Source organism: Glutamicibacter sp. TV12E, assembly GCF_052441935.1.
Taxonomy (GTDB): domain Bacteria; phylum Actinomycetota; class Actinomycetes; order Actinomycetales; family Micrococcaceae; genus Glutamicibacter.
The window spans coordinates 1803682-1826193 of the sequence record NZ_JBQVVF010000001.1 but is presented as its reverse complement, the minus strand read 5'-3'; the positions used below and the strand labels follow the sequence as shown (position 1 = coordinate 1826193).

Here is a 22512-nt window from a genome sequence, read left to right as displayed (position 1 = left end):
CTCACTGCCGCTTGCTGATGGTGAACATCCCGGTCTCCACGGTGAGCCCCGGGCCAAAAGCCATGGCGCAGACCCGATCGCCGCTTTCCGCGCGGGCATCATCCATGATCTGCTGGAGCACGAAGAGCACCGTCGCGCTGGACATGTTCCCGTAGCCCCCGAGGATGTTGCGGGCGGGTTCCAGCTGCTCATCGGAGAGCCCCAGGCGTTTTTGCACCCGGTCCAGGATGGCCCGGCCCCCGGGATGAAGTCCCCAGTGCTTGATGCCCGGCACGCCCAGCCCGGGATCCGCGTCCTTCGCGAAGAGCGGTTCCAAGGCGCCGCTGATGTGCTCGTCAATGATGTGCGGGACATAGGTTCCGAGCATCATCTCGAAACCGTGGTCCCCGATGTTCCAAGCCATGGCCTCTTCGCCGACCGGGGTCAGCACGGTTTCAAATCCATCCATGTCCAAGCCGGTCGGCGCCTGCGCGGAGACGATGGCAGCGGCGGCGCCGTCGGCGAAGATCGCCGAGCCCATGATGGTGTCTGGGTCGTTGGAGCTGTGCACGTGCAAGGAACACAGCTCCGCGCAGACCACCAGCACCGTGGCTTGCGGGTCAGCCAGGCAGAAATCGCGGGCCGCGCGCAGGGCGGGAAAAGCGGCATAGCAGCCCATGAAGCCCAGATGGTGGCGCACGGTGCTGGCCTTCAATCCCAGGGCGCGCACGATTTGGTAGTCCGGGCCCGGATTGTAGAACCCCGTGCAGGAGACGGTGATAACGTGCGTGATCTGCTCCGCAGCCAGCTCAGGACAGGCGGCGAGCGCCCGCTCGGCGGCCTGGATGAAGAGCTTGCTGGCCTGTTCCAGGTAGACCTGGTTGCGCTGCGCTGTGGTCGGCGAGCGCAGCTGGCCGCTGGCGCGGTCATAGAAAAGGGGGTTTTCCGGCGCCGGCAGGTTCAAATTGAATTCATCGACGCAGCTGTACCTGGTCCGGATCTGGGCGGAATTGAATGAGGTGGCGATCAGCCGCTGCCCCAATCGGGTCAAATCAGGCTGGCTGGCAAAAACATCTCGTGTTGCCTCTTGTTCCAAGACGGTCGCTGGGACTGCGGTTTGGATCGTTCTGATCTTCACTGGCATGTACCGAGCGTAGGACCGATGGGCCCGAAGGTAAACAGCCTTGGTGATTTGCCAGCTTGGCGTGGATGCCCGGCCGCTATTTCTTGCCCGGTGCCGGCGGGATCACCCGGTGGCTGGTAATCGCGGCATTCATTGCGGCTACTGCACGCTGGGCCGAGTCGGCGGCCGGAGAATCCTGTGCCAGTTCGGTGATGCGCTGCTGCGCTTCGTTGGCGGACATGGGCAGCAGCTCTTTTTCCAGCACCTGGTGCGCGATGCCCAGCGCGTGCAAGATGGCCAGTACCGTGGTATCGCTGGTTCCGGGGATCCTCTTCCCCTGCAGGGCGGCCTGCAGGTCGGCCCGGATCTGGCGCTGGATCTGCCCATTGATGATGCGCACGCGCTCCTTGCCCAGGCCCAGCAGGGTGCGTTCCCCATATTCGACGATGCCTGCCTTGGCCAGCGAATCGGTCACCAGCCGCGGTTCGCACAGCGAAGGGATCTTCACCGCATCGTCGAGTGTCAGGTTCTCGCGCTTTTCCAGCTTCGCCAGCGGCGAGGCCAGCACGGGGTCCGGGCAGGGGCCGGCGCCAATCAGCTGGATCTGCCGCTGCGCGTCGTCGCTGAAAGCCACGCGCCCGGCAATCATCAGATCGGAGAGGATCGCCGCGTTCATTCCGAATCCTGCAGCTGACACAACCGACTCCGGCTTTTCGGGCTCTCTGGCCATCAACAGGTAGAGCTTTTCCGTGATCAACATGCTTTCAGGCTACCTTCGCGAGGCGGAAGAATTCTTCAGCCTTCCGACGGATATTTGACTGGATCGGCAGGATCATTGGCCCTGCCCGGACTCCTTCTTCGCCATGGAGATGTCCTCCGGGCCGTGGGTGGTCCGCTGCTGGGAGCGATCCTGGGTCATCGCCGAGGTGGTCCGGATGAACACTGAAATCCAGCTGAACAGGATTGCGACAACGGACAATTCGAATCCGGTCAGGTTGTAGTACATCCACTCGGTCCATAGCAGGAAAGCTACCCAGATTGCGCCCACGGCCGCGTAGGACAGCAGGTGGAACACGGCCGGGTAGCCCGGAAGCAGCACAATAGTGCCCAGCAGCAAGATGATCATCGCGATCGACGCCATCTGCACCAAGGCCGAGTGCACTTCCACCGACACGTTGTACGGCACCAAGCCGATGCCGATGATGCCTGCCGCGACGATCAGCAGGCACCAGCGCACGATCCGCGGGCGTGGCCGAACCATCCTGGCGAGCCTGTAGCGCTCAAGGCTCGGCCGGCAGCGGTAGGTCTGCGACAGGCGCACCAGGTCGCGGGTCAAGAATTCGGAGAAGGCTGCCAAGACCAATCCGGAGACCACCAGCGTGAGGTTGAAGGTCCAGAAGGATCCCATGCCCGCTTGCGTGGTCCCCAAGGAGGAAAACATGCTCTGCCACCAGCCCTGGTCTTCGGCGAGCAGCATGCTGATCAGCACCCCGGCAGCCATGAAGATTCCCAGGACTACCGAAAGGGTCTCGGCATTGATGCGCGCGGTCGCTTCCAGGCACAGGTATGCCGACATGCCGGTGGCAACACCCACGGCGAGCGATCCGGCGAGCACATCCAGGCGCAGCCCGAAGAAGGCTTGCTGGAACAGGTGGAAGACCACCAGCAAGATCATCACCGTGCTCGCCACATGCACCAACACCAGCCCGAGCGCAGCGACTACCTGGCGCCATTTGGGAATCCGCTTCAGCCAGGGTTCGCGGGCGCGCAGCATCGTGCGGAAGGCATAGGCGCTGCTGCATCCGGCCGCTGCGGCGCCGCAGACCGCCGAAACAACGCCCACCGACAGCTTCCCGAACAACGCCGGGCGTTCGCCGGCGAAAACAATGAGTCCCACTACCAGCCCGAAGAGCGAACAGAGCAAGCCGGACCACAAGGCCCGGCGTTCAATATCGAGTTCGGTGATTCTATGGCTCACGGCGGCATCGGCATTCAGGTATGGCACATCCCCCATTCTCCCATTGAGGTTGACGAACCCGCATCCGGTGTAGCTTGGGCCTACTGGCCGGCGAGCGCGGCAATGCCTTCGGCCATCAGGCCGATGGCTCCGCCAAAGGCGATCAGCACCACGAAGATCCTGCTGTATTTGGCAGGGATTTTCGGTGCCAGATAGTTTCCCAGCAGGATCCCCACGAGCATGGCGCCAAAGCAGGCCACCCACTGGGTCCAATGAAGGTGCGGCACTCCGCCCTTGGCCAGCAGGGAGGTGCTGGAGAGCACCAGGAAATACAGCTGGACGGAGATCGCGAACTTCGCCTGCGGCCACCGGCTGGCCACGGCGTATCCGGCGATGGCCGGCCCGGAGACTCCCGCGGTCACAGACATGAAGCCTGATACCGCTCCGGCCCCGATGGCCATCGTCTTGCCTTGGGCTGCCGGAAGGTTGCGGACCAGGAAGCTGGATACCAGTGCGAGGATCACCATGAGCGAGATGCCGATGGACAGCCATGGCCCATCCACCCTGGCGGCCACCCACGCGCCGGGGATGGTCATGAGCATGGCCGGGATCAGGATCAACGCGACTTTTTTGTACTCCACCTGGCGGAACACCTGAAGGAAAATCAGCAGGCTGCTGCAGGCGCCGAGCAGATTGACCAGCGTGATTCCTTCATGCGGACCGAGAACCATGACCAGGAATGGAGAGGCCACCAGCGCGAAGCCCATGCCGGAGATGCGCTGGGTGGAAGCCCCGACGAAGACCGCTGCCGCCAAGGCGATCACCGTCGCCAGTTGCGCGCTCTGCTCCACGCTGCCTCCACATCCTTGTTGCCGTCCAACTATTACGTTAGTCCAGGGACATTGCGTCTGCTGACCTGACGGCGCCGGGACTTGGGTTCTAGGCTGTAGAAGTGAGCAACAACGTAGAATTCCTGATCATCGGCGGCGGGGCCATGGGCTCTGCGACCGCCCTGTCCCTGGCGCAGCGCGGACACGAGGTGCTGCTGCTGGAGCGCTTTGAGCCGGGCCACCTGAACGGCGCCTCGCATGGAACCACCCGTAATTTCAATCCCGCCTACAGCCGCCCCGAATACCTGCGCCTGCTGCAGCGGGCCAACGTCTTGTGGGATGAGATTTCCGCGCAGGCCGGCACCCAGCTGCTGCAGCGCACAGGGCTCGTGAACCACGGCATCGTGGCCGAGCAGCGCCAGATGCACGAGGTTCTGGCCGGAGCCGGATTTGCCAGCGAGCTGCTGGACATCAATGCGGCCGAAGAGCGCTTTGCCGGCATGAAGTTCGAGACCGAAGTACTGCATATTCCCGCTGGCGGCCAGATCAACGCCGATCTGGCGGTCTCGTCGCTGCAGCAGCTGGCCAGTGCGGCCGGGGCCGTGATCAAGCACGGCCACCAGGCCTCGCAGCTGGAAGTGCTCCCGGCCGGCGGCGTCCGGGTGCAGGTGGAGGCCAATGGCGCGAGCACGGGCATCAGCGCCCGCCACGCTATCCTCACCGCCGGGGCCTGGACCAGGCAGCTGCTCGGCGGCCAGATGAAGCTGCCTGCCATCCACGTCACCGAAGAGCATCCGGTGCATTTCGCCCAAATCGGCCAGCCGGTGCATTGGCCGGGGTTCAACCACAGCCTGGATCCCCGGCGGGATAGCGGCTCGACGGTCTACGGCCCCATCTATGGAATGCATACCCCTGGCGAAGGGATCAAGGTTGGCTGGCATGGCAGCGGGGACATCATCGATCCCGGGCATCGGCCGCACCGGGCCAGCGAAGCACAGGTGCGCGCCCTGCAAGAGTATGCCGCCAGGTGGCTTCCGGGCGTGGACCCCTCGAGCTATTCCACCGTCTCCTGCACCTACGCGAATACCGAGGACGAGCATTTCATCCTCGACAACTTTGGCCCGCTCACCGTGGGCGCCGGTTTCAGCGGACACGGCTTCAAGTTCGTTCCCGCTATCGGCGAGTACCTGGCCGAGCTTGCGCTGGGCAAACGCCAGGCCGAGCCGCTGTTCTCGGCCACGCGCAGCATCGCGAAGCCGATCTTCCTGGAGCGGCGCAGCTCCGCCGGCCTGGCCTGAGCCGACAGCGCCCCGCAGCCGCAGCGGCTGCGGGGTGCGGGGCGAAATGCTGCTAGGAGGGCTCTTCCAGCTTGACGTATTTGGTTTCGGGACGGGCGGCGTAGAATGTCCCGCGCCGCTTGCGTGCGCCAACCAGGAATAGCGCGCCGAGCAGCAGGATGCCGGCTCCGACCAGGAATACCAGGCCCAGTCCGCCGATCTCGGTGCCCGAGCCATAGGCCGGGTCCAGCGAATCCACGATGGTCTGGAGGAACACCGCCGCCAGCGCCACCCCGCCAAGCAGCGGGGCCAACCCGCGGGTGATGAAGTTCCGCGGCGAGGCCAACAGCGTATGCCGGAAGTACCAGACGCAGGCAAAGGCCGTAATGCCGTAGTAGAAGCAGATCATCATGCCCAGGGCCAGGATCGTATCGTTGAGCACGTTGGTGGAGACGAAGCGCATCAGCGCGTAGAACACGGTGGAGATCACTGCGGCAACGATCGTGGAGAAGGCAGGAGTCCCGAACTTCGGATGGATGCGGGTGAACGCCGCAGGCAGCGCCCCGTGGTGGCCCATGGCCAGCATCGATCGGGCAGGCGAGATCATGGTCGACTGCAGCGAGGCCGCGCAGGAGGCCAAGGTGGCCAGCGAGAGCAGGATCGCGGCTGGGCCCATCACCGGGCCGGCCAGCGATGCGAACACGTTGCCGATGCTCTCGGGGTTGGCCAGGCCCAGCCCGGCATCCCCCACGCCGGCGTACACGGTGGCGGCCACGGAGGTCAGCAGGTAGATCCCCAGCACGATCACCGCGGTGAATCCGGCAGCCAAGCCGGAGGTGCGCTCGCCATTCTTCGTTTCCTCGTTCATGGACAGGCAGACGTCCCATCCCCAGAAGGCGAAGATGGACAGGCTCAGGCCGATGGCCATGGCGGAGAAGGAGTCGATGCCCATCGGGTTGAACCATTCGAAGGAGAAGTCCACCGCGGGGGCCGCCTTGGTGAACGCAGCGATGGAGAACCATACTAGAAGCACTACCTGGAACCCCACCAGCAGGTACTGCAGCAGCGAGGCGGCGTGCAGTCCGCGAACCGAGACCCAGGTGGCGCCGAGCATGAAGACCAGGCAGGTGGCCACGTTGATCCAAGGGTTCGCCGCGAGGTCGGCCAAGGAGTCCTTGCCGGTGAGCTGAGCGAGGAACAGGTAGAAGAAGTCCACCGCCACGCCGGCCAGGTTGGAGAGCACGATGATGTTCGCGGCCAGCATGCCCCAGCCGCCCATCCAGCCCGCGCGCGGGCCGAAGGCCCTCCACACCCAGGTGAAGGTGGTGCCGTTATCCGGCATCGCCCGGTTCAGCTCGCGGTAGCCCAGGGCAACCAGGAACATCGGGATGAAGCCGAGGATGAAGATTGCCGGCAGGTGGGTGCCGACGGCTTCGGCGGTGGGGCCCAGGGTGCTGGCCACCACGTAGCTGGGGGCGATAGTAGAAACGCCGATGACGATTGCGGTGAACAGTCCGATCTGCCCGGCGGTCAGCCCCTTGCCTGTCTTGGTGACAGGGCTGGTGCTCAGTGTGCTGGTCTTCGTGCCGCCGTTCATATCACCGGAGCCTTTTCTTCGGCGCAGCGCGCGAGTGCGTCCATGGTCTTGCCCTCCAAGAATAAATAGAATGATGTTCATTTACGATGATAGGGAGTGATGCAGGTCTCACGCAAGCATAAAATGAATCACTTTCATATTCATTGCCGGTGCTGGCCGCACCGCTCCATCGCTCTGCATTAAATGCGGCACCTCAGCAGCGCTTTGCACCTGCGGCCCCGCGGCGCCGCAATGCCTGAGAATAAGTGAAGAGCCCCTGAACGGTGTCGTTCAGGGGCTCAAGGCGCAGCTGCGCCTGGCGGACGGCCTAGACCGTTGGCACCTGCTGGGTTATGCAGTGGATTCCTCCGCCGCGCGCGTAGAGCTCGGTGGCATCGACAGCCACCACCTCTCGGCCCGGGTAGGCATCGGCCAGGATTTTTGCGGCCACGGCGTCATTCTCGTCATTGAATGCGCAGGCGATCACGCCACCATTGGTGACCAGGTGGTTGATGTACGAATAGTCCACCCAGCCTTCCTCATCGCGCAGGGCTTTCGGCGCAGGGACCCCGATGAGCTGCAGCTTTCGGCCCTTGGCATCCGTTGCGGCCTCCAGGGTGGCGCGCACCTGGGCGGAGATCTCGAAGTCCGGGTGCGCGGGGTCCTGCTGGTCGTGGTACAGCACCACTCCGGGCTCCGGGAAGCAGGCGACGATGTCCACGTGCCCGCGGGTGCCGAATTCCTCGTTGTCGCGGGTCAGGCCGCGATCCAGCCAGATGACTTTGCTGATGCCCAGCAGGCGGGAGAATTCTTCCTCGATCTGCGTTTCGGTGGCACCGGGGTTGCGCCCCGGATCCAGCTGCACGCTGCGGGTGGCGAGCACGGTGCCCTCGCCATCCACATGGATGCCGCCGCCCTCATTGGTGATCGAGGACTGCACGCGAGTGGTGCGCTCAAGCCCCGCCACCTCCGCGGCGATCTTCGAATCCTTGCCCCAGGAGGCCCAGGACTGGGCGCCCCACCCGTTGAAGTTCCAGTCGATGGCGGCCAGTGCGCCATTCCCGTCGCGGACGAAGGTCGGACCGATATCGCGCATCCAGGCGTCGTCCAGCTCGCGCAGCTCGTAGGCCACCTCGTCGCCCAGATGGCGGCGGGCATCAGCCTCGGCCGACGGGTCGACCACCATGGTCACAGGAGTGAAGGCTGCCACCGCGCGGGCGACGTTGGCCCAGGTGGTGCGGGCCGCTTCGGCCTGCGCTTCGGTATCCCCCAGCGTGTAGCCACTGGAGGGGAAGGCCATGTAGATGCGCTGTTGTGCCTCGGTTTCCGCCGGCATGAAGAATCTAGGCATGCGCCTTCTCCTGCTCGCCCAAGCCAGCATCGTTGCGCTGCTGCGCCATTGCCGCGTAGGTCTCCGGTCGGCGGGTGCGCAGGAACGGGAAGAGGGTCAGCCAGTCGCGGCGGGCATCGAGGTCCAAGGTGGCGACCAGGACCGCGGATTCGTCGCGCGGGGCGCGGGCGAGGATGCGGCCGTAGGGGTCGGAGATGAACGAGGAACCGTAGAAGGTCAGCGCACCTTCATCGCCCCAGCGGTTGGGCACCACCATGAACAGGCCGTTGGCGATGCCGTTGCCGACGATGGTCTGGCGCCACAGCGGCTCGGTGTCGAAGTCCGGGTGGTCCGGCTCCGAGCCGATGGCGGTCGGGTAGGCCAGCAAGTCCGCGCCGGCCAGCGAGTAGATGCGCGGCGGCTCGCTGAACCATTCGTCCCAGCAGGTCGGCAGGCCCATGGCCAGGTCGCCCAGGGCCTCGATCTTGTGGACCGGGTAGGGATCTTCGGCCGGGCCTTCGCGGAAGTACTTGTCCTCGTAGTAGCCGGCGGTGCGCGGGATGTGCAGCTTGTTGGTCAGCGCGACGATCTCGCCTTCCGGGGAGACGACCACTGCGGTGTTCAGGCCCAGGCCGTCGGCGGCGGGGGCCTTGCGGAACAGCGAGATGTGCACGTGCAGGTTGTACTTAGCGCTCATCGCGCGGGCGAAGGTCAGAGTGGGGCCGGTTTCAAGGTCCTCGGCGGTCTCGTCGGCCGCTCCGGGATCCGGCACCACGAAGGCCGGGTACTTGCTCAGCGTGACTTCTGGCAGGTAGACGATCTGCGCGCCGTGGGAGGCCGCGCGGGCGATGCCGTCTTCCAGCTCGTCGCGCAGGGCCTGCGGATCCTCGTGCCAGCGGTGCTGGACCAGCGCCACGGTGATCGTGCCGCGCTCTGCAGCTTCAACGCGGGCCGGGGATGCCGGTGGATTCAGGGCCAGTATTTCTTGCATGATGCACCTTCACGGGTTTAAACGAATGTGATTCGTTTATTAGAATAGATGCGTACTGTTGGCGAAATCAAGTGTTTTAACGAATGACTTTCGTTTAATTTGTGTATGCTCAAGCCAAGAACATTCGACGCGACCGGAGAACCCATGGCAAGGCCTTCCACACCCAAGCTCAGCACCCGGGCCATTGCCGATGCAGCGCTCGGGCTCGTCGATGCCCACGGCGAATTCACCCTTCCGCAGCTGGCCAGGAAACTCTCGGTTTCCGCCTCTTCCCTCTATAACCATGTTCAGGGAAAAGGAGAGATCATCGAGCTGATGCGAGGGCGGGCCATGGCAGAGATCGAGCTGCCGGATTTGGGAAATGTCAGCTGGCAGGAAGCCGTGCGGGCTATCGCGACCGAATACTGGGCCTCCTATTCCAAGCACCCCCGCTTGATACCATTGCTGACCAGCCATACGGTGCGGGACAGCACCACGCTGCGCGTCTACGACGCGCTGGCCGAAGCCCTGGCCATGGCGGGAATCGAGCCGGCGCAGCGCCTGCAGGCGATCACCATCATCGATTCCTTCGTCCTGGGCTCGGCGCTGGACGCGGCCGCGCCAAAGATCGTGTGGGAAGCTGCTCCCGAGTCATCGAACTACTTCAAGGAGGCACTGGAGGCCGGCCTGTCGGACAGCAGCCGCCCGCAAACCACCTTCGAGCTCGGGCTCTCGATGCTCCTGGGCGCCTTGGGCCACCAGGCTGCAGCCGGCAGCGACGGCGGCTAGGAGCAGGTGAAGTCCCTGGCGAGCAATAGGCCTGGGTGATAGACGATGCTCCGGGTGGGCGAGGTCCCCAAGGGCGAAACCCACCCGATATTGCTGCCGGTCTCCGTCACCGCATTGCCATCGGTGGTGTAGACAACCAGCAGCTTCAGCTCCATGGAGCGGGACCCGCCCGAGGTGACCAGGCCCAGCAGATTCAGCCCCGGCCCATAAGACGCCGTTGTCGCGCCAGCCGCCAGATTCGTATAGCCATAGGTGGAGGCATCGGTCTGCAACCTCAGCACCAGCCTGGCTCCTGCAGGAATCTGCTGTGCAGGCCAGGAGATGTTGGCAGTGGTCAGCAATACGCCGGATTCGGTGCAGGCCAGCGGCCCGGTGGCCGGAGCCACCGCGCCCGCGTTGAGGGACGAGGACGCATTAGCGGTTCCGGTGAAGGCGGCCTGGGTCATTTCAGCCTTCGGGCCGTGCACCGCAACAGCCGCGAGCAAGACCACCACGGCCAACCCGGCCGCTAATCGGGGCCATCGGCCAGTTCCCGGCTCCGGCTGGGGCCGTCCTCCTTCGTCGCGATGGGTCTGCGCTCGCCGCATCGGCGGCGCTCCCATTCCGCCGGCACTATCCTCCGCACTGCCTTTGCCGCGAAAGGCGATGAAGAGCAAATAGGCACACAGCAAGCCCCCGAGGGAGTAGGCCCAGGGCTGGCTGAGCCAGGAAACGACATAGCCCAGCCCGGGAATTCCCACGAACAGCCGATCCACCTGGCCGGCCTGGTAGGTTTCCAGATCGGGAACAGGGTTGGCGTCTCCCTTGAGCACCAATCCACCCGGGACCTTCTCCACCACTCGGTGGGTAATCCGCTGGTTCCCGCTGTTGACCACCGACACCACGTCGCCCACGACAACGTCTTCGGCAGCCGCAGGAACGGCCAGTCCCAGGGATCCGGTGGGAATACCCGGAGACATGGAGCCCGAGGCGAAAACCAGCGGCTTGATTCCAAACGCCAGGGCCAGCACCGCCATCACCAGGCACAGCGTACCCAGGGCAGCACAGGTGTTCAGCAGGATCTTCTGGAAGGGCCCCAGCGAGGATGCCCGATCCGATCGGGTTCGATTCACCGCCATCTCAAGACCCCACGGTCGAGGTGAAGGCCAGGGACACCGTCGTTGACGCTGATTGCAGGGCATTGGCCGCATTCACGGGAAGCGCGTACTGCACGCACAGCGTTTCGCTGCCGCCTGAAGCCAGGGGCCTGGGATCCGAGGCACTGCCGAACTGGGAGCCGGCGTTCTTCGTCATCAGCGTGGTACCGCCCGAGCAGGTGACGCTGGAGCCGCTTCCGCTGACCGTGGCGCCGGTTTTCACCACGATAGTCAGTCCCGCGCCCAAGGCCGCGGATCCCGATTCAGTGATTGCCCCCTGGAAGGCATACGGCGCGGAGATGGAGCCGGTATTCTTGACGGTCACCACCGAGGCCGAGCTGGACCCCGGAAAGAGGCTGTTGCCGTTGATCGGCATCTGGTAGCTGGTCGAGGTGGCGGTGCCCGCGGTGGCTCCAACCCCCAGCGCAACGGTTGCCGTGCTGATTCCGGCAGTGGCGGTGGCTTCGCCCGTCCACGAGGCCAGGGTGGAAACAGCGCCGAATCCCACGAGGATGCCCAAGGACAATACCGCCTTGATGCGCAGTGAACGTTCGCTCATCGTTGTGCCCCGTTCCTTTTCTGTTCACGTCGGTTCATTCGCCTGGACGCAGCCAGCACGGCGCCTCCTAGCGCCAGGATGCCAGTAGCCGCCCACAGCACGGCACCGCTGAATCCAGTATCCGGGAGATCCGCTTCTTGCTCCGGACCCGGAGCATCGGGGCCACCGCCCTCCTGGGCCAATTCCACTGCATCCACGCGCACTTCCAATGCCGGCACCTGCTGGTCCTCAGAGCCATTGGACGCGGACCAAGGCAATCCGAGCCGCAGCTCGACCTCTGTGGTTCCCGAAGGCACCAAGGTGAACGTCGAGGCGCCGACTGTCGTGAAATAGATTTCAGTTGACGCCGCTGGCGCGACCGCACGGACGCTGACCTCGATTTCCCGGTCCCGATCATTTCTGATCCACAGGGATTTGGCGACTTCATCGCCGGGCACCAACGCGTGGACCCCAGCAAAGATCGGCGGAGGGTTCTGGGCGTAGCTGCGCCCATCCAGGCTGTAGCTCAGCCCGCGATCTGTTTCCGCGTCCGCTACTGCCGGCACCGCCAGGCCAAGGACAAGGCAGGGAAGAGCGGTGATAGCGCCCACGGCGATTTTGACCCGGACCCTATCCATCACTGCCCCTTCCTTTGCGGTCGCGCCAAGCGCCCGCGAACATCACCATTGAATACACCATCAGCCCGCCCGCGGCGGCCCACGTCAGCCAGGTCCTCTGCTGCCCGGACAGGGCGCTGTTGACGAATCCGAGCATGGGCAGCGAATACCAGAGCTTGCCCCGGATCTGCTCGGGCTGCACCGGCTGGTCATCGACATTATTGGCATCCCCGCGAAAGGTGAAGCGCTCTTCGCCCGCAAGGCTGGATCCGATGCCGGCAATGCGATGGGTGACCACTTCGGGCTCCCCCGATACCAGTTGGTAGGTCGCCACGTCACCGATGCGCAGCAACTCGGGATCGATGGGCTTGACCACCACCAGCGTTCCGGGCGGAAACTGCGGTCTCATGGATCCGGTCAGCACGGTATACGCCGTCGCCCCGCCCAATTTCGGGACCACGATCATCACAGCGATCAGGGCCAGCACGATGAACAGCAGCAGCCAGGAAAACACCTGCCCGGACCACCACAAGATTCCCGTTCGCTCGCGCAGATCCCTGCGGCGCACCACGTGTCCAGCAGTCATCGTTGCTGGCCTGCAAACTTCAGGGCCAGTTCCACTGTGCCGCCAGCGGCCGATTGCGCCGCCCCGGACGGAACCGCAACACGCACGCACAAGGTCTCGCTCTCGGGCACAGGCTCGGCATCCAGTACCCTGGCATTCGCAAAGCTTGCGGCAGAGCCCAGGGGTCCTGCATACAGTGCCTCGCCAGCCAATGGCTGGCCGGCTTCGCAGGCTGCCGGGTCCATGCCGGCATAGACGCTCAGCCGCAAGGCGCTAGCCAGTGCCTGATCGGCGCTGCTTGGCGAGGCGGCCGCATTAATCGCCCCGTTGAGCTGGTACGACAGGCCAACCGTGCCCGCGTTACTGATCTGAAGCGGCGCCTGGGTGAATGACCCGGGAATCAGCTCGCTGCCTGCAAGCTCCAGGAACTGGTACTGCGCTTCGCCGCCAGCCAGCAAGGCCAGCGATCCGCTGGCCAGCGCTGGCGGATCCACGGTGCTTTGGGCGCGCCAATTGGCGGCTGTGCCCTGCGCGCTGACTCCCAGCAGCAAAAGCACAGCCGCGCATATGGCGAACTTCAAGGGTTTGGGCATGCACCGGCCGATCCACACGCCATGGCTAGGCGCGAACCTGGTCCAAGGTCAGGGTCAGCGCTTCAAGGTCGAGAACCTGGTCATAGGTCGAAGGCGGAGTGTCTCCGACGGCCCCTTCATCAAAGGTGACGGTGATAAGGAACGGTACCGAATACGTTCCCGGCTCGGCAAAGGTCAGTGTTCCGTCAGCTTCCTCGGTGATCCCCGGAGCCGAAGCATCAACCTGCAGCGCGACGGTCACGTAGCCTTCCAGCGCGCCCAGCGCGGTGTCCAGCTGGTCAACACTCAGCGAACCGGCGATGTTCTTGCCCTCGGCATCGATGGTGGCCGTCTGGCTGAATGAAACCACATCGCCTGGAACCAGCTGCTGGGTTGCCGGGTTGAAAGGCTCAGGCGCATCAGGGTTGCTGATATCTTCCCAGACGCCGGCTCCCCCGGTGGCCAAATTCAGGTGGCCCGTTTCCACGGTGCCGGCATCGATGGTCTGCTGTGCCTGCCAGCGCGCTACCGTGCCGGCCCCGCCGAGAAGCAACGCGCCAGCGGCCACAGCCGCAATGGTTGCTTTGGTTACTTTCTTCATGAAATACGCTTCCTCAAAGTCCACGTGCCGCAGATGGCACATACCTCCAAGTAAAGCTTATTTAGTAAATTTTTCAAGCACTCAACTCCCCCTGCCTTTCGCTGGTGGAACGCAGCCATGGAAGAACTGCCCATTCGAGCGCCCGCCGCCAATGACGCGAAAGCTGCCATTCTCCAAAGATGCCCGGTTGACTAGGCACCTTAGGTCGCCATAGCAATTCTGGGCATCACAGTTGGGAGATTTTCGACAAGTGGTTGAATTTGCCATACACCTGTCCAAGAAAGTCTAGCTAGTTGGCAGATCTTCACGCATCACGAAGGAGTTCGACCATCCGCAGAACTAGCTTCGCCTATCCGGAGCCGAGGCAAAAAGGTTCAGCCCCATGGCGCGCGAAAGCGCTCCGATGGCAAGCTGCGCCCGCACCGAGTTCCCGGCCATATCCAGCGGTGGCGAAAACGCGCCAATGGCGCCCTTGCCCGGCGCCACCGCGACGATGCCACCCGAGACCCCCGACTTCGCCGGAATGCCAATCTCGAAGAGCCACTCCCCGGAGCGTTCATACAGGCCATTCGAGGCCACCGTGGCCAAGGTGTCGCGGCAAACGTCAGCGTCGACTACGCGCCGTCCGGTGACCGGGTTGACTCCTCCATCGGCAAGGGTCGCACCCATGACCGCCAAATCATGGGCGGTGATGTTCAGCGAGCACTGCTTGGTGTAGACATCAACAGCCTCAGAAGGATCATTCTCCAGCCGTCCGTAGCTCTTGAGCAGGTGCCCCAATGCCCTATTCCGCTCATTGGCCAGCGACTCGGAATGGTAGACCTCGTCATCCAGGCTCAACGGACGACCGGCAAAGGCCGAGAGCCCCTCGCGAACGTTTTCCCACTTCTTGGCGGCAGTCCGCCCTGGCATCATCGACGTCGTGGCGATGGCGCCGGCATTCACCATGGGATTCATTGGCAGCCCGTTGTTCAGCTCCACAGCCATCACCGAGTTGAAGGACATGCCGGTGTTGTTCACGCCGATTCGCTCGCGCACTACTTCGCGGCCATGCTCTTGGACCACCAGTGCGTAGACGAACATCTTGGAGATGGATTGGATCGAGAACGGGTGCGAGCAATCGCCGACGGCATGCACCGAACCACCCACGTGGGACATGGCAATGCCAAATAACCCGGGGTCAGCTTGGCCAAGTATGGGGATGTAATGGGCTAAGAGTCCGTCATCTGCGTCGGCGTAGCGAGCATGCGCTTCCTTCAGCAGGGCATCGATGCGGTCATGCTCCAGCTCGCCGGTGGAAACCTGCTGAACCACGTCATCGAAGTCGGTAGGAATAGTTTCGTTATTCCCTTCCGAGGGGTAGGTCATTTTCACCTGCCTTCCTTATTGGCCTTGTTGATTCGTGCTGTGTGACTTGACCTTATCAACAGCGCACACGGTTGGCACCCACGAACCACTAAGCGAGAACACAAGGTGCGGATCCAGCCTTCCTTGCCCCGGGGACTGAAGGGAATCCCCGCTGCGGACCATATGTGTTTTCACCTACACTGTGCATCACCTAACAGCGCAAGGCCCCCTCGCTGACTTAGCATTTTGAGCATGGCTAAGGGTATTACTTTTCATACGCGCAAGTGGGTTCGCCCAGAAGATCTGAATGCAAACGGGACGCTGTTCGGCGGCAGCCTGTTGCGCTGGATCGATGAAGAAGCTGCGATCTACTCCATCATCCAGCTGGGCAACAAGCACGTTGTCACCAAGTTCATGTCCGAAATCAACTTCATCGCCTCGGCAAAAGAAGGCGATTTGATCGAGATGGGCCTGACTGCCATCGACTTTGGGCGGACTTCGATCTCGCTGCGCGCAGAAGTGCGCAACATCTTCACCCAGGAATCGATTCTCACCATCGAGAAGATCGTCTTCGTGAACATCGGCGAGGACGGCACGCCTCAGCCGCACGGCTACGACCACATCACCTACACCCGTGACCGCATTCCGCTGGAAATCACCAAGGCGCTCGTCTAGGTTTCCTCGACTTTTGCCCTAAGCCCACACTGCATTCAGGGTGCTTTCAAGGCCCCGACCAGCGGCACTGCCACAGTGCCTTGGCCGGGGCCTTGTCGTATCCTGCAGGAAGTTCGCCTATGCCCTTGATCTGGCACGAAGCATGGCGCAGAGTAGTACTTGCCATCAAGCAGCACCCGCCGAGACTGAAGCGAGAATAGCCATGGGCCGAATGATCTTCGTCAACCTTCCAACCGCAGATCTAGCCACAGCCGACAAGTTCTACGGGGCACTGGGATTCACGAAGAATCCCGCCTTCTCCGATGAGAATGCCACCTCTTGGATCATCGACGAGAACATCTTCGTCATGAGCCTGCAACAAGAATTCTTCTCCAGCTTCCTGGTCAACGGCGACAAGCCGGGCCTTGGCTCCGGCCAGCGCGAAGCACTCAATGCCCTGTCTTCCGAGACCCGTGACGGCGTGGATGAATTTGTCGCCAACGCCCAGGCCGGCGGCGGAAGCATCTACCGCCCAGCCGATGAGCCATTCCCCGGAATGTACCAGGCAGCCGTCCAGGATCCTGACGGCCACGTCTGGGAAATTTCCTGGATGAGCCCAGAGGCCTTGCAGTCCATGGAAGCACCACAGGGCTAGACCCGGGCCGAACGCTAGGACACCTCTGCATTCCGCGAATGCCGTGCATCCGAAAGTGCGCGGCGTTTGCGGAATTGCTTTTTCATCCCCTTGGCTGGGTACATCGGTTCTGGCCACCGCGGCTGAAGCACATCGCCCAGGGTCACTCCGCGCAGCCGGCGCCCGAACATCGGCAGCACCCATTGCCGCAGCCACTCCACATCGCGCTGGGTGGCCTGCCAGAATCCCACCCGTTCAGCAGCACCGAGCGGATCAAACTCCAAGTGATGTTCTGAACCGAGAATCTCGAGGATCCGGATGGCCATATAGCGATGGCCAGCACGGTTCATATGCAATTTGTCCGTATCCCACATGCGCTTATCGCGGTAGGCATGCCACTGCCAATAATCCACGAGCACCACATTGTCCGGATGCATCAGCGCCAATTCGCGCACGCACTCGTTGAAGCGCCAGTTCCGCCTCTTGAACGGAGCTAAGACCGGATGCACCGGGATGTCGAAGCCGGTGAAGAGCAAGACCTTGGCCCCGGTCGAAACGAGGTCGGCCACAGCCTGGGCATATCGCTCAAGGAAAATTTTCATGTCCTTGCGGAATTCCAAGATGTCGTTCCCGCCGGCATAGAAGGTAATCACTTCCGGTTTCAGTGCCAGCGCCACCGGAATCTGTTCCTCGATAATCTGTTCTAGGCGGCGGCTGCGGATCCCCAGGTTCACGTATTGCCATTGCGGGTCCGCCTTGGACAATTGCTTGGCCACCCGGTCGGCCCAGCCACGCACGCCGTTGGGCAGCCGGGGCTCCCAGTCACCCACGCCTTCGGTGAAGGAATCTCCTAGCGCCATGAATAACCGTCCCATGATGGCGACGCTATCGGCCATAGCTGACGCACCGATAGATGGATGGCAAACGCATGGCCACCTGCAGGTGGACGTTCGGCCAACCCGGGCTTCACAAGGACTCGGGCTTCAGCGGCTTTCCGCCAAGCTGTCCATCACCGACAGCCCGTCGACTTTGCTGAAGTCGGATCGGATGTGCGAGGAAACCACGGCAGCTATTTCCGTCGTGCTCATCCCCATGCCCGGGCCGGCGAGCACCGGAAGGTCCTTCAGCACGTTAACTGCGGCCGCTTCTATTGCCTGCGCCGCTGCTTTTTCGCCCAGATGGGCCAGCATCATCGCGGCGGAGAGAATCGCTCCTACCGGATTCGCCCAACCTTTTCCGGCAATGTCCGGGGCTGAACCGTGGATCGCTTCAAACATGCTCGGTGCCGAGCCATCAAGATTCAGATTCCCGCTGGCCGCAACCCCTAGCCCACCCTGGATGACCGCGCCTAGATCCGTGATGATGTCGCCAAAAAGGTTGTCGGTAACCACGACGTCGAACTTTTCCGGGGCTACCGGCAGATGGAAACACATCGCATCTACGTGGACGTAATCCACGCTGACTTCCGGATATCTTGCGGCCACGGAATCCACGACGTCTTGCCACAGCTTGCCGGCTTCGATGAGGATGTTCTTCTTGTGGCACAGGGTCAGCTTCTTGCGGCGGTTCATGGCCAGCTTGAAGGAGTATTCGACAACCCGCTCGATCCCCCGCCGGGTATTCACGGATTCCTGAATGGCGACAGTATTCGGCGTATCAGCATGGATGGTGGAGCCTTGCCCCACATAGGCGCCTTCGGTGTTTTCACGCACGATGACCAAGTCGCAGCGCTCAGGCGTGAGCCCGGCGATGGGAGTCGCGACGCCGGGATAAAGCTTGACCGGCCGCAGATTCACTGCCTGCTCGAAGGCCTGGCGCATCGCAAGGATGAAACCGCGTTCCAGTATTCCTGGCTCCACCGAGGGATCGCCCATGGCACCGAAAAGCACCGCATCATGAGTCCGCAGCTGCTGCGCCAGATCATGATTCCACAGTTCTCCGGTGGCTAGATAATGCTTCGCACCAGCCCTGTAGTGGTGGTACTTGATGGAGAGTCCAAAAATTTCCTCGGTTGCCGCCAGTACTTCCAGTGCACCGTCCATAACTTCGGGACCGATACCGTCTCCGGGGATTACTGCGATGGAATAGCTGTTCACGATGCGGTCCTTTCATTGCCATCGATCAGGTTGAGCAGTTCGTCAAAATACTTCTGCAGCTCCCGCTGCGCCTGTGGAACAAAGCCATGGATGATCGCATCCATCGATGCCTCGATATGGCGGTCCAAGGATGCAGCGGCCTCCTCGTACCAGGCACAAGCGGGCAAAGACACTTCTTCGCTCATGCGCACTAGTGGCACGGAATTGCGAAGCTGGTTATTCCCGCTGCACTCAAGCAGCCCGGTGTGGAATCCTGAACGGCTTCGAGGCGTCCATGGGCCGGGATTGCCAGCGGCGAGTTGTTTCAGTGGTGCTGACGCTGTGCCGTGTTGCACGAGTTCGCAGGCGCCGGTTTCCATGATCCGCCGGTAGGCCAGGACTTCCTTGAGCAGGCGGCTTGCCATCCGGGTTACCGAGGCCCGGCCAAGGTCATCAATCTGAATCAATCCATCGTTTTCAAGCAGGTTCATCGCACCGCGCAGCGGGGTCCGGCTGACGCCGAGCTGTTCCGATAGCCGCGCCTGTGGCAGCTGCTCGCCAGGTTGATACCTTCCCGAAAGTATGCGTTCGCTGATGAGTCCGGCAGTTTCACGCGCCAGGGACACGTTGCTGCGCCACGTGGTTGACATGTTCACCGCCCGGATCCGGAGCCACCGATTCTCTAGTTCAGTATCCAGAGACTCTTCATTGACCATTACTGTTCCCCGAGCATTTTTGCTTGTCAATGGTTGCATCGATTTTCGCTCAATTATGGGGTCACTTTTAATAAATCCATTGACTGCGAGCTAGATCACTGATTAGCTTTGAACACCTACTGGTCTGACCAGTAAAACTTCCACTAGCGACCGCTCGAAAGTAGGAATGGTGTCGACTTATCTGAATGCCTATCCAGAAGGATTGCCGATCGGCGGCCATTGGGTTCCGTGCGACGACAGCGCCGACATCGTCTTCCCTTTCGATTCTTCGCTGATTGCTTCCGCACCGGTTGGAACCGTGCATCACGCGGCCCAAGCCCTGGACGCCGCCGAGCAGGTAGCCGACGAGGTCGAAGGGCTGAGCACCGGTACTCGTCGCGCAATCCTTTGCTCCGTTCATGACCGGCTGGCAGAACACCGCGAAGAACTGGAGCACCTCCTGGTCCTAGAAACCGGAAAGCCGCTGGTTGACTGCCGGGTAGAAGTCGCCCGCACGCTGACCACATGGTCCTCTGCTGCCGAAGAAGTCGCCCATATCCACGGCGAAACCGTTCCATTGGACTTGCAGCCATCGGGCGAAGGCATGATGGGCTTCTGGGTGCGCAAGCCAGCCGGCGTCGTCGTTGGCATCGCCGGGTTCAATTACCCGCTCTTGCTGGCAAGCCACAAGCTGGCCCCGGCAATTGCCGCTGGCTGCCCCATTATTCTCAAGCCGGCCCCCAACACCCCCCTCGCAACCTTGTGGGCAGTGCACATCATCCGCGAGGTATTGGCCGAGCATTCGGTGAACCCCGGAGCCGTGCAACTGGTCACCGGAGGAATCGACGTCGGCGAACGCCTCGTGGGCGACCCGCGTTCCTCGGTGGTTTCCTTTACCGGTTCCGCGGCTGTAGGACATCAAATTGCCAAGAACGCCGCCCCGCGGAAAACCGTGCTCGAGCTCGGCTCCAACACCGGCTTTATTGTCGCCGCAGACGCCAGCATTCCCCAGGCGGTGGACGCCGTTCTGCGCGGCGGCTTCTACGCCAACGGGCAGGCCTGCATTTCAATCCAGCGGGTGCTGCTGGAAAAGGAAATCGCCCAAGAGTTCCAGGCACAGCTTCTGGCGCGCCTCGAAGAAGTCGTCGTTGGCGATCCCCGCTCCGCGCAAACGCGGGTAGCGACCGTGATCAACGAAGCGTCAACACAGCGAATCCTGGGCTGGATCAACGACGCCACGACCCATGGCGCCCAGGTGCTGGCTGGCGGCGAGCTGGAGGGCAGGGTCCTGAAGCCAACCGTGATCCGCGATGTCCCCCGGGATCTGCAGCTATGGAATGAAGAAATCTTCGGGCCGGTTGTTTGCCTGGAGACGGTTCCCGATCTTGATACGGCCTTCGAGATCCTCAATGACTCCCGGTACGGGCTGCAGGCAGCCATCTACAGCAGCTCGCTCAAGACCGCATTCCGCGCCATCGACACCCTCAAGGTCGGCGGCGTGGTCGTGAACGAAATCCCGGGATTCCGCTCGGACATCATGCCCTACGGCGGGGTCAAGGACTCGGGCATCGGCCGGGAAGGCCCGCGCTTCGCCATAGAAGAGTTCACCGTAACCCGCATGGCGCTGATCCGGCCATAGCAGCCCGCAGAGAAAGAAGCCCCCTAGTGGACTACACGCAATTATTTCAGTTCGCCTCACGCCGCGTACTGGTCATCGGAGCTGGCAGCGGCATCGGACGCGAAGCGGCCCTCGCCCTGCATGCGCACGATGCCCAGGTCATTTGCGCCGATCTGAACGAAGCGGCCGCCCGGGAAACGGCAGCCATGCTCGGTGGCCGTGCCACGGCCATCGGGCTCGACGTTCTCGACCACGAAGCGGTCCGGGCCGCCGCCGAAGCCTACAAGGACATCTCGGCCCTGGTCTTCACCGCTGCCATGAACGTGCGCAAGCGCATCGTCGATTACACGATGGAAGAATTCGACAAGGTCGTCAACCTCAACTTGCGCGCCTCATTCTCGCTGATCCAGGCCTTCGCACCGCGCTTGGCAGCCAATGGCGGCGGCTCCATTATCGGCGTGGCCTCGATTCGCGCTTCCGTGGTGGAACCGGGCCAAAGCGTCTACGCGGCAACCAAGGCGGCGCTGGTGCAGCTGGTTCGCACCGCCGCGGCAGAGTTCGGCGAGCACGCGGTACGAGTCAACGTCATCGCCCCGGGCGTGGTCGAAACCCCGCTGACCGCGCAAATCAAGGCCAACGAAGAGTGGTACAACGCCTACGCCACCAAGAGCGCCCTGGGGCGATGGGCCAAACCCGAGGAAATGGCCGGGGCCATCGTGTATTTGGCTTCCGACGCGTCGAGCTTCGTCACCGGATCGGTGTTGAGCGTTGACGGCGGATGGACCGCCATCGACGGCCGTTTCACACCACCAAATTGATCTGAGTCAAGGAAGATGCCGCCCATGGCGCAGCCACTGCAGCCCGCAGAACCACCGAAGGCGCGAGCCTTCGAAGCCATCGTGGATCACATTGAACGCCAGGTGCTTTCCGGCGAGCTCAAAGCCGGAGAGCATCTTCCCGGCGAACGCGAACTGGTCACCGCCTTCCAGGTCAGCCGTTCCTCGGTGCGCGAAGCCATGCGCGTGCTGGAAAGCAACGGCATGATCGCTTCCCGTCCTGGCGACCCCCGCGGGGCGGTGATTCTGGCACCGACCTCGGGGCCCTTGCAGAAAGTGATCTCCCGGCTGACCCAGGCCTCGGCATCCAGCCTCGCGGACCTGCTGATTTACCGTATGACCCTGGAATCATCGGCTAATTCCCTGGCCGCCACCCGGCGTACCGAGGCCGATCTCTTGCAGCTGGAAAAAGCCATGGCGCGGATGCGCGCGGCCCGGGCACAGGGACAAGAGGCCTTCAGCAAGGCCGACTTGGATTTCCATGATGTTGTGGCCAATGCCAGCGGCCATGCGCTCTTGCGCATTTCCGCTGAGGCCGTGCGCGACTCCATCGAGCAGCTCATCGCCGCAAGCATCGAGCAGAGCCCCGATGACCATGCCCTGATGCAGCGCACCATCGACCACCACGCCCAGGTATTCCAGGCCATACGCTACCAGGATGCCCACCTCGCCGAGCACCTGGCGCGTAGCAGTCTCTTCGAGTATTACGGCCATCTGCTGGCGGAGGAAGAACGGACCGCCTTGTCCGCTCTTGCTTCCTTCGGCAGCACCCCTGAATAGCAGGATTGCCCGG

24 protein-coding genes are annotated in these 22512 nt (G+C 62.7%); 7 read left to right on the top strand and 17 right to left on the bottom strand.

Going from position 1 to position 22512, the window contains the following annotated elements:
• Position 1: 1 nt before the first annotated feature.
• From ACT7DV_RS08560 to ACT7DV_RS08545, 4 genes are all read right to left on the bottom strand, one after another.
• Positions 2-1123, bottom strand: coding sequence for a type III polyketide synthase (locus tag ACT7DV_RS08560; protein WP_444661800.1), 1122 nt, complete (start codon positions 1121-1123; stop codon positions 2-4).
• A gap of 76 nt (positions 1124-1199) precedes the next feature.
• On the bottom strand, positions 1200-1862 hold the full coding sequence (locus ACT7DV_RS08555; protein ID WP_444661799.1) for a GOLPH3/VPS74 family protein: 663 nt from the start codon (positions 1860-1862) through the stop codon (positions 1200-1202).
• Positions 1863-1934: 72 nt separating this feature from the next.
• The gene (locus ACT7DV_RS08550; RefSeq protein WP_444661798.1) at positions 1935-3107 is read right to left on the bottom strand and encodes a hypothetical protein; all 1173 of its coding nucleotides are present in this window, start codon (positions 3105-3107) and stop codon (positions 1935-1937) included.
• A gap of 53 nt (positions 3108-3160) precedes the next feature.
• Positions 3161-3910 carry a sulfite exporter TauE/SafE family protein gene (locus tag ACT7DV_RS08545; protein WP_444661797.1) on the bottom strand — a complete coding sequence of 250 codons (750 nt, stop codon included), beginning with the start codon at positions 3908-3910 and terminating at the stop codon, positions 3161-3163.
• A 101-nt stretch (positions 3911-4011) separates the two neighbouring features.
• On the opposite strand from ACT7DV_RS08545, the gene ACT7DV_RS08540 reads away from it, so the two are divergent.
• Entirely contained in the window at positions 4012-5187 is a 1176-nt protein-coding gene (locus ACT7DV_RS08540; protein ID WP_444661796.1) for an FAD-dependent oxidoreductase, read from the top strand.
• A gap of 52 nt (positions 5188-5239) precedes the next feature.
• Here the strand turns inward: ACT7DV_RS08540 and ACT7DV_RS08535 are convergent, their stop codons facing one another.
• From ACT7DV_RS08535 to ACT7DV_RS08525, 3 genes are all read right to left on the bottom strand, one after another.
• On the bottom strand, positions 5240-6763 hold the full coding sequence (locus tag ACT7DV_RS08535) for an APC family permease (protein WP_444661795.1): 1524 nt from the start codon (positions 6761-6763) through the stop codon (positions 5240-5242).
• A 307-nt stretch (positions 6764-7070) separates the two neighbouring features.
• Complete coding sequence (locus tag ACT7DV_RS08530) at positions 7071-8093, bottom strand: agmatine deiminase family protein (protein ID WP_444661794.1); 1023 nt, start codon at positions 8091-8093, stop codon at positions 7071-7073.
• On the bottom strand, positions 8086-9063 hold the full coding sequence (locus ACT7DV_RS08525) for a nitrilase-related carbon-nitrogen hydrolase (protein ID WP_444661793.1): 978 nt from the start codon (positions 9061-9063) through the stop codon (positions 8086-8088). The genes ACT7DV_RS08530 and ACT7DV_RS08525 overlap by 8 nt, the downstream gene beginning before the upstream one ends.
• Positions 9064-9207: 144 nt before the next feature.
• Between ACT7DV_RS08525 and ACT7DV_RS08520 the strand changes: the two genes are divergently transcribed.
• Positions 9208-9831 carry a TetR/AcrR family transcriptional regulator gene (locus tag ACT7DV_RS08520; protein WP_444661792.1) on the top strand — a complete coding sequence of 208 codons (624 nt, stop codon included), beginning with the start codon at positions 9208-9210 and terminating at the stop codon, positions 9829-9831.
• Here ACT7DV_RS08520 and ACT7DV_RS08515 read toward each other — a convergent pair.
• The 7 genes from ACT7DV_RS08515 to glsA form a co-directional block, all read right to left on the bottom strand.
• On the bottom strand, positions 9828-10949 hold the full coding sequence (locus tag ACT7DV_RS08515; protein ID WP_444661791.1) for a signal peptidase I: 1122 nt from the start codon (positions 10947-10949) through the stop codon (positions 9828-9830). The two genes, ACT7DV_RS08520 and ACT7DV_RS08515, sit on opposite strands and share 4 nt — an antisense overlap.
• A 1-nt stretch (position 10950) precedes the next feature.
• Positions 10951-11526 carry a hypothetical protein gene (locus tag ACT7DV_RS08510; protein ID WP_444661790.1) on the bottom strand — a complete coding sequence of 192 codons (576 nt, stop codon included), beginning with the start codon at positions 11524-11526 and terminating at the stop codon, positions 10951-10953.
• Positions 11523-12146: a hypothetical protein gene (locus ACT7DV_RS08505; protein ID WP_444661789.1), complete on the bottom strand. Its 624-nt coding sequence runs from the start codon at positions 12144-12146 to the stop codon at positions 11523-11525. The genes ACT7DV_RS08510 and ACT7DV_RS08505 overlap by 4 nt, the downstream gene beginning before the upstream one ends.
• Positions 12136-12708: a signal peptidase I gene (locus tag ACT7DV_RS08500; protein ID WP_444661788.1), complete on the bottom strand. Its 573-nt coding sequence runs from the start codon at positions 12706-12708 to the stop codon at positions 12136-12138. Before ACT7DV_RS08500 ends, ACT7DV_RS08505 begins: the two co-directional genes overlap by 11 nt.
• A complete protein-coding gene (locus tag ACT7DV_RS08495; protein ID WP_444661787.1) occupies positions 12705-13280 on the bottom strand; it encodes a hypothetical protein in 576 nt (191 codons plus the stop codon). Before ACT7DV_RS08495 ends, ACT7DV_RS08500 begins: the two co-directional genes overlap by 4 nt.
• A gap of 25 nt (positions 13281-13305) precedes the next feature.
• The gene (locus ACT7DV_RS08490; RefSeq protein WP_444661786.1) at positions 13306-13860 is read right to left on the bottom strand and encodes an alternate-type signal peptide domain-containing protein; all 555 of its coding nucleotides are present in this window, start codon (positions 13858-13860) and stop codon (positions 13306-13308) included.
• A 339-nt stretch (positions 13861-14199) separates the two neighbouring features.
• Positions 14200-15228: a glutaminase A gene (gene glsA, locus ACT7DV_RS08485; protein ID WP_444661785.1), complete on the bottom strand. Its 1029-nt coding sequence runs from the start codon at positions 15226-15228 to the stop codon at positions 14200-14202.
• A gap of 231 nt (positions 15229-15459) precedes the next feature.
• Here glsA and ACT7DV_RS08480 point away from each other — a divergent pair, with 231 nt between their 5' ends.
• Positions 15460-15882, top strand: coding sequence for an acyl-CoA thioesterase (locus ACT7DV_RS08480; RefSeq protein ID WP_075972515.1), 423 nt, complete (start codon positions 15460-15462; stop codon positions 15880-15882).
• A gap of 202 nt (positions 15883-16084) precedes the next feature.
• Positions 16085-16516 (top strand): VOC family protein, encoded by a 432-nt coding sequence (locus tag ACT7DV_RS08475; protein ID WP_444661784.1) that lies wholly within the window; start codon positions 16085-16087, stop codon positions 16514-16516.
• 14 nt (positions 16517-16530) lie between these two features.
• On the opposite strand, the gene ACT7DV_RS08470 is transcribed toward ACT7DV_RS08475, so the two are convergent.
• The 3 genes from ACT7DV_RS08470 to ACT7DV_RS08460 all read right to left on the bottom strand — a co-directional run bounded on the left by ACT7DV_RS08470 (position 16531) and on the right by ACT7DV_RS08460 (position 19220).
• Positions 16531-17391, bottom strand: a complete 861-nt coding sequence (locus ACT7DV_RS08470) for an SGNH/GDSL hydrolase family protein (RefSeq protein WP_444661783.1) — start codon at positions 17389-17391, stop codon at positions 16531-16533.
• An 87-nt stretch (positions 17392-17478) separates the two neighbouring features.
• On the bottom strand, positions 17479-18594 hold the full coding sequence (locus ACT7DV_RS08465) for a 3-isopropylmalate dehydrogenase (RefSeq protein ID WP_444664809.1): 1116 nt from the start codon (positions 18592-18594) through the stop codon (positions 17479-17481).
• Positions 18588-19220: a GntR family transcriptional regulator gene (locus ACT7DV_RS08460; protein WP_444661782.1), complete on the bottom strand. Its 633-nt coding sequence runs from the start codon at positions 19218-19220 to the stop codon at positions 18588-18590. Before ACT7DV_RS08460 ends, ACT7DV_RS08465 begins: the two co-directional genes overlap by 7 nt.
• A gap of 232 nt (positions 19221-19452) precedes the next feature.
• Here ACT7DV_RS08460 and ACT7DV_RS08455 point away from each other — a divergent pair, with 232 nt between their 5' ends.
• The 3 genes from ACT7DV_RS08455 to ACT7DV_RS08445 are packed head-to-tail and all read left to right on the top strand — an operon-like array spanning position 19453 to position 22499.
• Positions 19453-20904, top strand: coding sequence for an aldehyde dehydrogenase family protein (locus ACT7DV_RS08455; RefSeq protein WP_444661781.1), 1452 nt, complete (start codon positions 19453-19455; stop codon positions 20902-20904).
• A 26-nt stretch (positions 20905-20930) separates the two neighbouring features.
• Complete coding sequence (locus ACT7DV_RS08450; RefSeq protein ID WP_444661780.1) at positions 20931-21701, top strand: SDR family NAD(P)-dependent oxidoreductase; 771 nt, start codon at positions 20931-20933, stop codon at positions 21699-21701.
• A gap of 24 nt (positions 21702-21725) precedes the next feature.
• The gene (locus ACT7DV_RS08445; protein WP_444661779.1) at positions 21726-22499 is read left to right on the top strand and encodes a FadR/GntR family transcriptional regulator; all 774 of its coding nucleotides are present in this window, start codon (positions 21726-21728) and stop codon (positions 22497-22499) included.
• Positions 22500-22512: the final 13 nt, after the last annotated feature.

Excerpts from the sequence above, each read along its gene's own strand:
- ACT7DV_RS08560 (WP_444661800.1), bottom strand. The coding sequence starts at position 1,123 with ATGCCAGTGAAGATCAGAACGATCCAAACCGCAGTCCCAGCGACCGTC.
- ACT7DV_RS08555 (WP_444661799.1), bottom strand. The coding sequence starts at position 1,862 with ATGTTGATCACGGAAAAGCTCTACCTGTTGATGGCCAGAGAGCCCGAA.
- ACT7DV_RS08535 (WP_444661795.1), bottom strand. The coding sequence starts at position 6,763 with ATGAACGGCGGCACGAAGACCAGCACACTGAGCACCAGCCCTGTCACC.
- ACT7DV_RS08530 (WP_444661794.1), bottom strand. The coding sequence starts at position 8,093 with ATGCCTAGATTCTTCATGCCGGCGGAAACCGAGGCACAACAGCGCATC.
- ACT7DV_RS08525 (WP_444661793.1), bottom strand. The coding sequence starts at position 9,063 with ATGCAAGAAATACTGGCCCTGAATCCACCGGCATCCCCGGCCCGCGTT.
- ACT7DV_RS08520 (WP_444661792.1), top strand. The coding sequence starts at position 9,208 with ATGGCAAGGCCTTCCACACCCAAGCTCAGCACCCGGGCCATTGCCGAT.
- ACT7DV_RS08515 (WP_444661791.1), bottom strand. The coding sequence starts at position 10,949 with ATGGCGGTGAATCGAACCCGATCGGATCGGGCATCCTCGCTGGGGCCC.
- ACT7DV_RS08510 (WP_444661790.1), bottom strand. The coding sequence starts at position 11,526 with ATGAGCGAACGTTCACTGCGCATCAAGGCGGTATTGTCCTTGGGCATC.
- ACT7DV_RS08500 (WP_444661788.1), bottom strand. The coding sequence starts at position 12,708 with ATGACTGCTGGACACGTGGTGCGCCGCAGGGATCTGCGCGAGCGAACG.
- ACT7DV_RS08495 (WP_444661787.1), bottom strand. The coding sequence starts at position 13,280 with ATGCCCAAACCCTTGAAGTTCGCCATATGCGCGGCTGTGCTTTTGCTG.
- ACT7DV_RS08490 (WP_444661786.1), bottom strand. The coding sequence starts at position 13,860 with ATGAAGAAAGTAACCAAAGCAACCATTGCGGCTGTGGCCGCTGGCGCG.
- glsA (WP_444661785.1), bottom strand. The coding sequence starts at position 15,228 with ATGACCTACCCCTCGGAAGGGAATAACGAAACTATTCCTACCGACTTC.
- ACT7DV_RS08480 (WP_075972515.1), top strand. The coding sequence starts at position 15,460 with ATGGCTAAGGGTATTACTTTTCATACGCGCAAGTGGGTTCGCCCAGAA.
- ACT7DV_RS08475 (WP_444661784.1), top strand. The coding sequence starts at position 16,085 with ATGGGCCGAATGATCTTCGTCAACCTTCCAACCGCAGATCTAGCCACA.
- ACT7DV_RS08470 (WP_444661783.1), bottom strand. The coding sequence starts at position 17,391 with ATGGCCGATAGCGTCGCCATCATGGGACGGTTATTCATGGCGCTAGGA.
- ACT7DV_RS08460 (WP_444661782.1), bottom strand. The coding sequence starts at position 19,220 with ATGTCAACCACGTGGCGCAGCAACGTGTCCCTGGCGCGTGAAACTGCC.
- ACT7DV_RS08455 (WP_444661781.1), top strand. The coding sequence starts at position 19,453 with ATGGTGTCGACTTATCTGAATGCCTATCCAGAAGGATTGCCGATCGGC.
- ACT7DV_RS08445 (WP_444661779.1), top strand. The coding sequence starts at position 21,726 with ATGGCGCAGCCACTGCAGCCCGCAGAACCACCGAAGGCGCGAGCCTTC.